The 13,914-nt window shown below is 33.0% G+C and carries 13 protein-coding genes; 7 read left to right on the top strand and 6 right to left on the bottom strand.

What is annotated here, in order from left to right; all coding sequences use genetic code 11:
* Positions 1 to 119: 119 nt before the first annotated feature.
* Together B6A10_RS15050 and B6A10_RS15045 are read right to left on the bottom strand one after the other, a co-directional pair.
* On the bottom strand, positions 120 to 590 hold the full coding sequence (locus B6A10_RS15050; protein WP_188221510.1) for a hypothetical protein: 471 nt from the start codon (positions 588 to 590) through the stop codon (positions 120 to 122).
* Positions 591 to 777: 187 nt separating this feature from the next.
* Positions 778 to 2,364 (bottom strand): SIR2 family protein, encoded by a 1,587-nt coding sequence (locus B6A10_RS15045; protein WP_188221509.1) that lies wholly within the window; start codon positions 2,362 to 2,364, stop codon positions 778 to 780.
* A 243-nt stretch (positions 2,365 to 2,607) separates the two neighbouring features.
* On the opposite strand from B6A10_RS15045, the gene B6A10_RS15040 reads away from it, so the two are divergent.
* From B6A10_RS15040 to B6A10_RS15010, 7 genes are all read left to right on the top strand, one after another.
* The gene (locus tag B6A10_RS15040) at positions 2,608 to 4,227 is read left to right on the top strand and encodes an ABC-F family ATP-binding cassette domain-containing protein (protein WP_055090919.1); all 1,620 of its coding nucleotides are present in this window, start codon (positions 2,608 to 2,610) and stop codon (positions 4,225 to 4,227) included.
* Positions 4,228 to 4,356: 129 nt separating this feature from the next.
* Positions 4,357 to 4,896, top strand: coding sequence for a bifunctional pyr operon transcriptional regulator/uracil phosphoribosyltransferase PyrR (pyrR, locus tag B6A10_RS15035; RefSeq protein ID WP_026713807.1), 540 nt, complete (start codon positions 4,357 to 4,359; stop codon positions 4,894 to 4,896).
* Positions 4,897 to 4,985: 89 nt separating this feature from the next.
* Positions 4,986 to 5,912 (top strand): aspartate carbamoyltransferase catalytic subunit, encoded by a 927-nt coding sequence (locus B6A10_RS15030; RefSeq protein ID WP_026713808.1) that lies wholly within the window; start codon positions 4,986 to 4,988, stop codon positions 5,910 to 5,912.
* Positions 5,913 to 5,963: 51 nt separating this feature from the next.
* Positions 5,964 to 6,299: a hypothetical protein gene (locus tag B6A10_RS15025; protein WP_055090918.1), complete on the top strand. Its 336-nt coding sequence runs from the start codon at positions 5,964 to 5,966 to the stop codon at positions 6,297 to 6,299.
* 86 nt (positions 6,300 to 6,385) lie between these two features.
* On the top strand, positions 6,386 to 7,291 hold the full coding sequence (locus B6A10_RS15020) for a ribonuclease Z (protein ID WP_188221508.1): 906 nt from the start codon (positions 6,386 to 6,388) through the stop codon (positions 7,289 to 7,291).
* 31 nt (positions 7,292 to 7,322) lie between these two features.
* The gene (gene pdxH / locus B6A10_RS15015; RefSeq protein WP_188221507.1) at positions 7,323 to 7,967 is read left to right on the top strand and encodes a pyridoxamine 5'-phosphate oxidase; all 645 of its coding nucleotides are present in this window, start codon (positions 7,323 to 7,325) and stop codon (positions 7,965 to 7,967) included.
* Positions 7,968 to 8,126: 159 nt separating this feature from the next.
* The gene (locus B6A10_RS15010; protein ID WP_026713812.1) at positions 8,127 to 8,633 is read left to right on the top strand and encodes a CAP domain-containing protein; all 507 of its coding nucleotides are present in this window, start codon (positions 8,127 to 8,129) and stop codon (positions 8,631 to 8,633) included.
* Between the two features lie 240 nt (positions 8,634 to 8,873).
* Here B6A10_RS15010 and B6A10_RS15005 read toward each other — a convergent pair whose 3' ends face one another.
* The 4 genes from B6A10_RS15005 to B6A10_RS14990 all read right to left on the bottom strand — a co-directional run.
* The gene (locus B6A10_RS15005; RefSeq protein ID WP_238929424.1) at positions 8,874 to 9,254 is read right to left on the bottom strand and encodes a tetratricopeptide repeat protein; all 381 of its coding nucleotides are present in this window, start codon (positions 9,252 to 9,254) and stop codon (positions 8,874 to 8,876) included.
* Positions 9,255 to 9,563: 309 nt separating this feature from the next.
* Positions 9,564 to 11,504, bottom strand: coding sequence for an OmpA family protein (locus B6A10_RS15000; protein WP_188221506.1), 1,941 nt, complete (start codon positions 11,502 to 11,504; stop codon positions 9,564 to 9,566).
* Positions 11,505 to 11,515: 11 nt separating this feature from the next.
* Positions 11,516 to 12,424 carry a PorP/SprF family type IX secretion system membrane protein gene (locus tag B6A10_RS14995; RefSeq protein ID WP_055090912.1) on the bottom strand — a complete coding sequence of 303 codons (909 nt, stop codon included), beginning with the start codon at positions 12,422 to 12,424 and terminating at the stop codon, positions 11,516 to 11,518.
* A 59-nt stretch (positions 12,425 to 12,483) separates the two neighbouring features.
* Positions 12,484 to 13,914: DUF7507 domain-containing protein (locus tag B6A10_RS14990; protein ID WP_188221505.1), on the bottom strand; the 1,431-nt coding region annotated here is incomplete at its 5' end.

Genomic DNA, 13,914 nt, shown 5'->3' with positions numbered 1-13,914 from the left:
TTAGATAAACGAGTTTTTTTTGAATAACTTGTTATTGATTTTGATTGTGTTCGAACGCGAAAGGATTCGCGCACGAGCTGGGGGAATTTCTTTAATCTATTCTTCTAAAGAAGTTGAAATCAATTATAGATTAACAATAAATAAAAAAATATTATGGCTAAAAATGCATTTGATAAAATGATATTTTGAAAGCCATTTTCAGATAAAGTAGAACTAAATTTTAGTAAAAATAAACTAATTATTGATGTTATTAGTAAACCTATTGCAATATAAAAACAAGCTCCATTTAACCCTGACATCAATTCTTCAGAATATTCTTTATTTATAGTTTTTACATTACTAATGTTTTGAAAAATATAGCTTATACTTAAAGTGATTCCGTTTTCTTTAATAAAAGTTTTGTTTACAGCAAATTCGTAGCCTTTTTGAGTGTAATATTTATATCCAAGTAATTCTTTAGAAGTATGAGTGCTAAATTTCCCTCGATGAGACACAATAATTTCACTATATTCTGTGATTTTATCGTTTATTTGTTTCTGAGGTAGTATAAATAAATCTACAGCAAATAAAATAGATACAATTGGAATCAAAATCAATATTTTGAATGTTATATTCGAATATTTTTCTTTCACAGATTATTTTTGAGCTAATATGTTTTATTGAGATTTTTTAAAACTTAGTTAAGTGCTGCAATCTTGTCATGCTGACGAAGGAAGCATCTCATTAAGTAATGCGATAAAGTTGCTCATTGTTACGGACACGGATTGTAGATATGTGCTATCGGAGTTTGTTGCAGTTACTTTGAAATAATAAATAATCATACAAGCAAATTAATTTTCGAAAATGCGTTCCTAGTTTGCTATCATTAATCAATCGGATATTATCTTCTAGATATCTTTTCATATCATCAAGATTTATCTTTTTGACAGCTAATAAGGGGGTATATATTAAAATATGTAAATCATTTCCTGTTTCCACCAATTGCTTGAAAGTTGTAAAAGTTCTATTGATTTCAGCTTTTTTCTTAACATAGCTTCCTGTTGGATAAAAGGTTTCTAATTTTACATCATTTACTTTTTTTATAAATTCAGGTGAAAACTGTGATATATCAATATTCTCGTCAAGTTTTCCATTTTCATTTAAAAGTCCTGCAGAATCTAAATGTTTAAAATATGGAATATATTTTCCAAGTAAAAATGGTAAACATAGAGTGGAGATTTTTTGAGAATCCCAATTTCTAGAAACTACTACATCGGCGAGTACATCTTTTAATTCGATACCTTTAATTCCAACTTCCGCAAAACGCTCTTTCAATCCAACACCGTAAACAAATTCAGCTTCATGAATATTTTCAATGTCATCTAGATTGTCCGTTACGTATATTTTAGATTTTGAAGAATTTGATTTTACAAAGTCATAAACCATACCCTTCATTTGTCTAAGAATTTTCGTAGGAAGTTTTCGTTTGTTGTTAGCAAGTATTGTGTAGACTTCAATGAAATCATTCAGTGTAATTAATTTAAGTGGGATTACGGTGTCAGAAATTAAAATTGTACTATCAATTATCGTTGTCTTTGTCGCTGTTGGACTCCATTGACAAAAAATCAATCTGTCTTTTAGTTTTTCTATTTTATCTTTTGTCAAACATTTAATTATTGATTTTAAGATTGACTGTATGTTCTTGTCATCAAGACTATAACCAATAAATATAATTGGATTCTCTATAAAAATTGTAAGTAGTTTTGCAGCCAAATATTCATTTCTTTCTTCAAAATTTTGATAATCTTCTTCAGTGAGCACTAGGGAATTGGCATTAGATGAGCAACCGTGAATTTTGTAAATTTCGCCAATCGAATACAGTTCAGAAAATATAAGTTCTTCTTGACCAATGAATTTATTAAAATCTGGAAATGTTTGCTCTAATAATTGATCCCAATTCGTTGTTATGATTCCATCAATATTAATTTTCTTAAGTAACTTGATCTCCTTTTCTACAAGATCGTTAGTGAGCAATGCAGTTTTATTGTTTATTTTTTTTGCAACTTCATATTTTAGCGGAGAATATTTAGTTTCCGCCACTGCTTCGAAATCTTTTCGGCTAGATTTGAACTCTGGGCTGCTCCACCATATCTCATTGAATTCGTTACCAATTAATGACGCAATTTTTGGAAGTTGTGAATCTGCATTTGATTTGTAAAAATTATAAGGCTTTGGTAACTTCAATTCTTCACAAACTTCCATTAATAAAAGTTCCCAGGTTGGAAGTCCTAAATAACGTCTTGAAAATCCGGAACCAATGAATAAAAATGGTGATGTTGAGAATTTAGTAATATGTTCTTTGAATTGATTTATAAATATTCCCATTGTATTATGTTTACTTCTAAGTTCGTCTTGGTAATTACAACTAAACTTGTTTATATACTTAGTTTTTTACTCACTTATTGGGGTAATCCATTCCTTTTGTGTGTATCGACTAAATAATAAGTTAATTTTTTTTCAAATATATTAAAATATTCCTACAAATAAATATAAAATCTAACTTTGCAAACCATTCCGATAAATAGCTATTTTTTTGTACTTTTGCAGCAAATTTTATAAAAGCTATTCATGTTAACAGTAAATAATTTATCAGTTCAGTTTGGTAAGCGCATTTTGTTTGACGAAGTAAATACTACCTTCACACACGGTAATATTTATGGAGTTATTGGGGCTAACGGTGCCGGAAAATCTACTTTTCTTAAAATAATTTCAGGCGAACTGGATCCAACTTCAGGTCACGTTCAGTTAGAACCGGGCAAGCGTATGTCGGTTTTAAACCAAAACCACAATATGTTTGATGAGCATACTGTACTGGAAACGGTAATTATGGGAAATAAAGTCCTGTATGCTGTTAAGAAAGAAATGGACGAATTGTATTTGGATTACAATGATGCCAATGCGGACAGAATTGGAGAATTGCAGGTGCAATTTGAAGAAATGAACGGTTGGAATGCCGATTCGGATGCCGCTGCGATGTTGTCTAACTTAGGAATTGGTGAAGAATTTCATTATACTTTGATGTCGGATATGGAAGGAAAGATGAAAGTACGTGTGCTTTTGGCACAAGCACTTTTCGGAAATCCTGATGTGTTGATTATGGATGAGCCTACGAATGACCTGGATTTTGAAACAATCGCCTGGTTAGAGAATTTCTTAGCTAATTATGAAAATACAGTAATTGTAGTATCTCACGACCGTCACTTTTTGGATGCGGTTTGTACACATATCTCGGATATCGATTTTGGAAAAATCAACCATTATTCCGGAAACTATACGTTTTGGTACGAATCCAGTCAGTTAGCCGCTAAACAAAGAGCGCAACAAAATAAGAAAGCAGAGGAGAAGAAACAGGAATTGGAGGAGTTTATTCGTCGTTTTTCTGCGAATGTGGCGAAGTCTAAACAGGCTACTTCCCGTAAAAAGATGATTTCGAAGTTGAATATTGCCGAAATCAAACCATCCAGCCGTCGTTATCCTGCGATTATTTTTGATCAGGAGCGTGAAGCCGGAGATCAGATTTTGAATGTGCAAAATTTAAGCGCTTCGATAGACGGTGAACTTTTATTCAAAGATGTCGATTTGAATATGGCAAAAGGAGATAAAATTGTGTTGTTCTCTAAAGATTCCCGCGCTACAACGGCTTTTTATGAAATTTTGAACGCTAATCAAAAAGCGGATTCCGGAACTTACGATTGGGGAATTACTACTAATCAGGCTTATTTGCCTGCTGAAAACCATGAATTCTTTAAAAATCAATTGACTTTAGTGGATTGGTTACGTCAATATGCCAAAACTGAAGAAGAGCGTGATGAAGTTTTCATTAGAGGATTCCTTGGAAAAATGATCTTCTCCGGAGAAGAGGCTTTAAAAACCAGTAATGTGTTATCAGGAGGGGAAAAAGTGCGTTGTATGATTTCGAGAATGATGATGGAGCGTGCCAATGTTTTGATGTTAGACGAACCAACAAACCACTTGGATTTGGAGTCGATTACGGCTTTCAATAATTCCTTGAAAAACTTCAAAGGTTCGGTAATTTTTACGACTCATGACCACGAGTTTGCACAAACGGTAGGTAACAGGGTAGTGGAGCTGACTCCAAACGGAGTGATTGACCGTTACATGACTTTTGACGAATATTTGGATGACGAGAAAATTCAGGAACAAAGAAAGAAAATGTACAATCTGTAATTGATTGACAAACAATAATACAAGCCGTCTTAAAGTAATTTGAGACGGTTTTTTTGTGCTTTTTAAACAGAATTAAAAAACGGCTTAAAAAAAATGCTATTTTTGCATGACCCAACCTAATTCTTTACTATGACTCAAAAAGTTTTGCTCAATTCCAAGGAAGTCAATATCATTCTTCATCGTTTGGCTTGTCAGCTCATTGAAAAACACCTTGATTTTAAAGATACTGTTTTGATTGGTATTCAGCCAAGAGGAACTTTTTTAGCAGAACGTTTGAAAGAAGTTTTAGAAAAAGAATATCAAACTCCCGAGATTAAATTAGGCTATTTGGATATTACTTTCTTCAGAGATGATTTCAGAAGAACCGAGAAACCTTTAGAAGCTAATAAAACCAATATCAATTTTATTTTAGAGAATAAAAAAGTAATTTTTATTGATGATGTGTTATATACCGGAAGAAGCATTCGTGCGGCTTTAACGGCGGTACAGTCTTTTGGTCGCCCCTCAGAAATAGAATTACTGGTATTAATCGACAGACGTTTTAGTCGTAATTTGCCTATCCAGCCGGATTATCGCGGAAGACAGGTGGATGCTATTAATGATGAAAAGGTAAGGGTGAGTTGGAAGGAGAATGATGGTGAAGATGCGGTATATTTAGTTACCAATTAATAGATTAATCGTTAAGTCGTTTAATTGTTTAATCGTAAAAAGGAAAGATAAATGATTAAACAAGTAAACAAATAAACAGAAAATAAAGAATGAAAGAATTAAGCGTAAATCATTTATTAGGTATCAAATACATTAACAAAAATGATATAGACCTTATTTTTGAAACTGCAGATCATTTTAAAGAAGTCATTAATCGTCCGATTAAGAAGGTGCCTTCGTTACGCGATATTACTATTGCTAACATATTTTTTGAAAACAGTACCCGAACCAAACTTTCTTTTGAATTAGCTCAAAAACGACTTTCAGCCGATGTCATCAGTTTTTCGGCAGCTCAATCTTCGGTTAAAAAAGGGGAAACGCTAATTGATACTGTAAATAATATTCTTTCGATGAAAGTGGATATGGTGGTGATGCGCCATTCTAATCCGGGTGCGGCTCATTTCCTGTCACAAAATGTAAAAGCAAGTATTGTAAACGCTGGTGACGGTGCGCATGAACATCCTACACAAGCCTTATTAGATAGTTATTCTATAAGAGAAAAGTTAGGCGATGTTGCCGGGAAAAAAGTGGTTATTGTGGGTGATATTCTGCATTCCAGAGTAGCGCTGTCTAATATTTATGCTTTGCAAATGCAGGGCGCCGAAGTAAAAGTTTGCGGTCCAAAAACTTTGATTCCAAAACATATTGAATCTTTAGGAGTAAAAGTAGAGCCTAATTTGAGAAAAGCTTTAGAATGGTGTGATGTGGCCAATATGTTGCGTGTGCAAAACGAAAGAATGGATGTGAATTATTTCCCTTCTACAAGAGAATATGCACAACAATATGGTGTGGATAAAGCCTTGTTAGAATCCTTAAATAAAGAAATTGTCATCATGCACCCGGGACCTATTAACCGCGGTGTTGAAATTACTTCTGAAGTGGCTGATTCCGGACAATCGGTTATTTTGAATCAGGTGGAAAACGGAGTAGCCATTAGGATGGCGGTGATTTATCTTTTGGCATCAAAAATTCAGTAAGTAAAAAAATCTTAGTAACTTTAGATTCTTGTAATCTTAAAATTAGGCATCATGAAAGTAGATCAAAAAGAACATACTATTACAATTAAAGATACTCAGGGTGATTTTACTTCCTTTTTAAATAAGGTTACCGATCAATATAAAAGTTTTGAAAATCATAACATTATTATTGACTTGTTAGGTTACAGGGATGAACTGGAAGTAGATGATTTAAAATTGTTTTTGCCTTTGTCTAAACAACATAAAAAAGCCAAAAAATCATTTGTGGTAGTGGTTTCTGATTTTGATTACAATGCATTGCCTGAAAAATTTACTGTTGTTCCCTCTTTGTTAGAAGCGCATGACATCATTGAGATGGAAGAAATTGAAAGAGATTTAGGCTTTTAAATAGTTTAATTGTTTATTCGTTTAGGGTTTAATCGAATGATGTTCCAGGTAACGATTAAGCAAATAACCCGTTAACTCAATAAACTTTGAAATTAACTATTCTGGGCTGTTATGCCGCAACTCCCCGTACACTTACCAATCCTACTTCGCAGGTATTAGAAATTAAAAACCGTCTTTTCCTTATTGATTGTGGTGAAGGTACTCAGGTACAACTTCGCAAAAACAAAATCAAATTTTCTAAAATAAACCAGATTTTCATTTCTCATTTACATGGAGATCATTTTTTTGGTTTAATAGGTTTGATTTCTACTTTTTCATTGTTAAATCGGAATAATGATTTACATATTTATGGTCCAAAAGGAATCAAAGAAATCATCAAACTCCAATTGCGTTTGTCTAATTCCTGGCCTAATTTCGGATTGCATTTTCATGAATTAGAAAATAAAGAATCAGAAGTTATTTATGAAGATGATAAGGTATTGGTAAAAACAATTCCTTTAAAACACCGCGTTTATACCAATGGTTTTTTGTTTCAGGAAAAAGTAGAAGAACGAAAATTAAATATTGCCGCCGTACAGGAATATGAAATTGAACGCTGTTATTATCAAAATATCAAAAACGGAAAAGATATTTATTTAGAAGACGGAACGCTTATTCCAAACGAAGAATTGACTTTTGATCCTGAAAAGCCAAAGAGTTATGCTTTTTGTTCGGATACGAGTTATAACGAAACAATGCTTCCTATAATTGAGAATGCTGATGTTTTGTATCACGAAGCAACGTTTTTGCAATCGGAAGAAAATTTAGCGTCCAAAACCATGCATTCCACTGCCATTGAAGCCGCTACAATTGCTCAAAAAGCTCAAGTGAAACAGCTTATTTTAGGGCATTATTCCACGCGTTATGATTCGATTGATTTGTTTAAGCAAGAAGCAGAAACCGTTTTTTCGAATGTTTTGTTAGCCGATGACGAACTAACATTTGATTTATAAATTAGCATTAAATAGTATAAAATAAAGTATTATGGAAGATTTAAGTAATTACAGAAGATCTTATGAAAAAAGTGAATTATTAGAATCGAATATTCCGGAAGACCCGATTAATCTTTTTCATCGTTGGTTTCATGAAGTGGAAGACTTAGGAGGCGATAATGAAGTAAACGCGATGACTGTTTCTACTTTTGGACTGGACGGATTTCCAAAGGCGAGGGTAGTGCTTCTGAAAAAATACACCGAAGAAGGTTTTGTTTTTTATACCAATTACAATTCGGAAAAAGGAAAGGCAATCGAACAAAATCCAAATGTTTGTTTGTCTTTTTTTTGGCACACTGCCGAGCGTCAGGTAATCATAAAAGGAATAACCGAAAAGACTTCAGATATGGTTTCGGATAATTATTTTGATTCCCGACCGGATGGGAGTAAACTGGGGGCAATTGTTTCTAATCAGAGTGAGGTGATTCCTTCCCGTGAATTTTTAGAGCATAATTTAAAGGAATTAGAAGCGGCTTATGATAAAAAAGAAATTCTAAGACCAAAACATTGGGGAGGCTATTTAGTTCGTCCTGTGGTAGTTGAATTTTGGCAGGGAAGAGCTAATCGTTTGCATGATCGAATTCGATATTCTGTTCAAAATGATTATTCCTGGAAAATCGAAAGATTAGCACCGTAATGTAGGAAAAATAATTGCATTAATTAAAAAAAGTGTATTTCATCGATTTTTTTTGTAGTTTAACGATAAAATGTTGTATGTTTGAGTAAGAAATAAAACAAAAACTAACTTATTTAAAGTGTTTGCCCCACATCTACTTTAAACTTAAACTACTAGCTTATGAAAGTAAATTTACTCAAGTTAATGTTACTATTGACAGTGATATTTACAATGAATTCTTGTTCTTCAGATACAACAGAAGAAACTGCTGATTCAACAAGTTCTGTAATTGTTGAAAATTACACTTACGCTGATAATGAGTTAGAAACGTTGAAATTGATTAATGATTACAGAATTAGTATTGGTTTGAATCCTTTAGAAAAAATCAATCACATTTCTTATAAATCTGAAGAGCACGATTATTATATGATAGATCAAAAAGCCCCAAGCCATGATGGTTTTGTTGATCGTGCTAATAACATTATGAAAGTATTAGGTGCTAAAACGGTAGGAGAAAATATCGCTTATAACTTTAGCAGTCCTCAATCTGCTGTAAACGCTTGGTTAAATAGTCCTGCTCATAAAGCAAATATTGAAGGTAATTATACTCATTTTGGTATTTCTATTAGAAAAGATGCAGCAACAGGAAAACTGTATTATACTAATATTTTTGCAAAAATTGATTAGTTTTTTTGGTTTGAAAATGCAAAAGAAAGATAAGCCCCAAATCTATCCTTCTTAAGTATTAAAAAAGAAAGTCTGTAATTTCCCCAAGTTACAGACTTTTTTATTCTTTTAGTTGAAAGAAATGTAATGGTGACTAACTTAATTTAAAAAGGCTATTTCAAAAGTAGAAATAGCCTTTTTAAGTTTGGTTAATTTATTTTGGTTTGTGTTTTTTAAAAGAGAAGTAGTTTTTAGTTAAAACTATTTGTTTCTGGTTGGACTTGTCTTTTGACTTAATTTTTCCAAAATGGAATTTGCTTTTTCATTTTCTCCAATCGCATAAAGAGAGTTCGCATATTGGTTGTAGTATAAAGCATCTAAATCGGCTGTCATTGCAAATAATTCTCCATACCATCGGGCGGCTTTTTCCATGTTTCTGTCGGCATAAAAGGCATTTCCCAGTTTTTGGAATAAATCAATCGATTTGTATCCTTTTTCGGCAACACGTTCGTAGGTCTTGGTCACATTTACATAAGCATAACTATCACTTATTTTGTCAGTGATGTAAACTTTTGGATTTTGAGCATTTGCTTTATTGAATAAAGCTGCTAACATGAAAAAGAAGATTGGGGCTACTTTCATATTACATTTTTATAAAATTTAACCATACTATTTTATTTAGATGTAATTTTTTTTGTTTTAAAATTTCCGTATTGATAATAATTATCGATAAACGGTCGCTAAATTTAATAGAAAAAAGTATATGTTACACAAAATCAATGTCTTTTTTTGATTTTTAGGCTCAATTGTACTTCCAAAAGGAGTTTTTGTAGTTTTATATTTACTAATGGAATTGTTGTTTTTCCAACTTTATAAGTTGGTACTTGTTTAAATTTTGGAGATAAAAAAACCTCGGAAACATTTTCCGAGGTTAGGTAATAAAGTATTCTGTTAAAGCGCTGTAATTATAAATTCACTTCTTCTGTTCATTTGGTGTTCTTCTTCAGTACATTTAACGCCATCTGAACATCTGTTTACTAATTGGGTTTCGCCATAACCTTTTCCGGTTAAACGATCCGGACTTACGCCGTTTTTAATTAACCAGGCAATTGTAGATTTAGCTCTTCTATCGGATAAAGCTTCATTGTATTTAAAAGAAGCACGGCTATCAGTATGAGAGCGAATATCCAATTTCATGTTAGGATATTGGTTTAAAACATCTAATATTTTTTCTAAATCCAAAGCTGCTTCAGTTCGAATATTAGATTTATCTAAGTCAAAATAAATGTTTCTAATACCAAAACATTTTCCTAAATCATCCCCTATAGTTACTTTACATTGGTCTTTTTCTAAAGCAATAGGTAAATATGTTTTTCCATTTTCATAAGGAATGCTTACTTGTTTTTCATTAGTGTTGTAATCTTCTTTTTCAGCTCTTACGGTGTACATATTACTACATTCAACCATAAAACTGTAAGTACCTTTGTCGTCAGCATTAACTGTTTTTAAAACTTTCATCCTTTTGTCAAATAAAGTAACTTTGGCATTAGGAAGGGGGATTTTAGATTCTGAGTCGGTGATTTCTCCGTACAATTCTTGCTCGCAAATGAGTTTTCTGGTTTCTAAAAATTGATAAATGTCATCATAACCTTGTCCTCCGTCTCTGTTTGATGACAAAAATCCTTTTCTGGATTTAGTATCTATGATATAAGCAAAATCATCTTTAGGAGAATTGGCATCCATTCCGATATTTTGTACTCTGTTTAATGAACCATCATCATTAATTTTAGACATAAAAATATCTAAGCCACCTACACCCGGATGCCCGTCAGAGGCAAAGTAAAGTTCGTTTTCCTGACTTACGAATGGAAAAGTTTCACGACCTTCTGTATTGATTGTTGGGCCAAGATTTACCGGTGTTCCAAAAGAGCCGTCTTCGTTAATTTGTACTTTAAAAATATCGGATAGTCCTAATGTGCCAGGCATATCAGAAGCAAAATACAAGGTTTTTTCGTCCGGACTTAAGGTTGGATGTGCGGTACTAAAACTATCACTTGTAAAAGAAAGTGGTTGAATGTTAGTCCAATTTTCTCCTTCTAATGTTGCTTTGTAAAGTTTTACTAAGGTAATTCCGTTTTCATTTTTACCTTTTTTCCCTTTTAGGTAATTGTTTCTGGTAAAGTAAACCGTTTTGCCGTCTTTGGTAAAAACAGGAGTAGCTTCATTGAATTTAGATTTTAAATCTCTGTTGAATTTTACAGGATTTGAAGGACTCATATCTTCACCTAAATCAGCACTGTATAAATTGGTAAAGTGTTGATCGGTCCAGGTGTGTTTTCTTTGTCCCAAGCTTCCGGTATCTCTGGCAGAGGTAAAAACAATTTTGTTGTTATAAAAGCTGGAACCATAATCAGAATATTGTGAATTTATGGCCGCATTTTCTATTTTGTACCTCCCTGAATTGGCTTTAATTTCATCCAAATAATTGGTGTTGGCTTTGAAAAGTTTTGCTCTGCTGTCATTAGCAGAAATCTTTTCAAATTCTTTTAATATTTGATCCGCTTTATCGTTATCACCAATAGCGCGAAGCGATTGTGCATAACGATAGTAATAAGGAGCTTCAATGGTAGTATCCGGCATGGCAAAAAGTTCGGCATACCATTTTACAGCTTTTTCTAACTCGCCATTGAAATAATAAGCATTTCCTATTTTTTCAAACATAGGAGCTGATTTATATCCTTTTTCGGCGACTTTTTCGTAGGTTTTAATGGCATCTATGTAGGCATAGTTGTCATACTTTTTATCGGCGTTAGCCAACTTGGTTTTTTGGGAATAAATGTTAAATGAAAAAACACTTACCGCAGCTATGCAAAGGAGTATATTTTTTTTCATGATAGTAGTATTTAGAAGAATCTTGGAGTTGTAATTTTATTATTTTTCTTGAATATTTCATATCTCAAGAAAACCTCATGAGAACCAGAATTGTAATTATCCAATTTCGTAGTTTCTAAATCATATCCATATCCAATGTATAAGGCGTCAGATACCTGAAAACCTACCATTGCACTTACCGAAGCGCTCCATCTGTAAGCAATACCGGCAGTTAATTTGTCAAAAAACATAAAGTTACCAGAAACATCCACTTGTAAAGGAGCTCCCTGAACCATTTTGGTTAGCAAAGCTGGCTTGAATTTAAGATTGTAATTCAAATCCATCACATAACCGGCAATTAAATAATAACTTATTTTTTCTTTATAAACTTTTACATCGTTATCATCGTATCGGTTAGACTGAATGAAATTAGGAATAGAAAGACCTACATAAGCTTTGTCCGAATGTAGATAAATACCTGCTCCAATATTTGGCGAAATTTCATTATTATAACCATAAAGTTTAGGGTCTTGTTGATCAGGATTTAGTCTGCTTGGATCTAAATCAAACATGTTCAGAGATGCTTTAACACCAAATGAAAGTTTCATGGTTTCTGATGTAGGAATGGTGTAGGACAAATCTGTTGAAAAAGTGTTTTCGTGTGTTGGTCCTATTTTATCATTAACTAATGAAACACCTAAACCTAACCTGCTGTTATTGAAAGGTGTGTTAATGGAAACAGTATTAGTAGTTGGAGCTCCGTCTAATCCTACCCATTGCGTACGATGCAAGGCAAAGATACTCATTGCACCTCTGGAACCGGCATAAGCGGGATTTACATTTATAGTGTTGTACATGTATTGAGTAAATTGCGAATCCTGTTGTGCGTAATTTACCAATGTTACAAACATCAAACCGATTAGTAGTATTTTTGTTTTCATCTGACTTGGTTTTTATAACCAGAGGTTTAAATAAACCTCTGGTAATTAGATTTGAGTTCTTATCTAGTTAGGTATAAATATCCTTGTTGTTTTTTAGCTGTAATTTCACCTTGTAATCCTACAGAGGTATAGTTTAGAATATAGAAATAAGTACCGTCCGGTAATCCTGCAGATTTATCTACAGTAACCCTTCCTTCAGAAAAACCTTTGAAGGCTTTATCTTCGTTATTGTATCCTTTAGTTTCGTAAACTAATATTCCCCATCTGTTGTAAATTTCAACTGAGTTTTCAGGATAACAAAGTGTGTCATCAATGTTGTCGATTTTGAATACTTCATTAATATTATCATTATTTGGTGTAAATGCATTGTGAACAAGGATAGTTCCACAGCCTAATACTCCTGCTTTTTCAACAATTACACTATCTTCACCTTCAACAGGAGTGTTGCCTAGTGTAACACCATTTGCGGTAGCGATATTAGTAATGCTATCTACTTGCAAATCAGCCAGGGTTATTGTATGACTTTGAGTAAATTCTTTGGATTCTCCTGGGTTTAAAACAAAAGGTTCATTAGTTGTATCTAAACCGGTTAGAGGATCTTTTACTAGAACATTGTAAATACTAACATTACCTGTGTTGGTTACCGTTATGGTGTAGTTAATAACATCTCCAACAAAAGTATAAACATCGCTGGTTGTATCACGTGTATTAACTACTGCTGTTTTGTCAACAGTTAATTCTGGAGTCTGAGGTAAAACCGTAATAGTACAGTCAGTACATTCAGGATCTTTAGGACAAATTGTACAAGGAGTAGGATCTGAAGAAGTATCGTTAACATTAATGTTTTCAGAATCTTTAGCATTAGCTAATGCTAAATTGTAAAACACCCCTCTATTGATATCATCCTGAGTGATTGCATGAGTAGCAGTAAATGTAGTGCTGTCAGATGCACCAGCTTCAAGTGTAGCTATTGGTCCTCCTGTAACAGTTGCTTTATTGTCAGTAATACTAACATTTGTTAAAGTAACATTTCCTGTGTTTTTTACAACAAAATTATAAACAATATTGTCTCCTATATTTGTTTTTCCATCATTATTACTATCTACATAAACTGCATCTTTAAGAAGTTCAATTCCTGATTCAGTTATATAATAAGTGTATGTAACGCTACAGCTATTTTTATCACTTATTGTTACATTATATTGGCCTTTAGGTAAACCAGAAATATCCTCTGTAATTGCTCCATTAGACCAAGTGAAAGAATATGGTGCAGTACCACCTTGTACAGTGAGATTTATAGAACCATTACTGCATCCTACACAGTTGTTGTTGTTAACAATTGTTGCTGTTGCGCTTAAAGCGGATGTTGGTTGAGAAATAACTACAGTAGTCGTAGCCGTACAAGTTTGTTCTGCGTTACCACCAGCTGCCGTAGCCGTTAGGGTATAAGTTCCCGCTTTCAAACCGGTATTAGAAACTACTTGATTATT

This window comes from Flavobacterium pokkalii (genome assembly GCF_014596575.1).
Classification (GTDB): domain Bacteria; phylum Bacteroidota; class Bacteroidia; order Flavobacteriales; family Flavobacteriaceae; genus Flavobacterium; species Flavobacterium pokkalii.
Note: the sequence above shows the minus strand (reverse complement) of the source record. Positions and strands in the feature narration are given on the sequence as shown.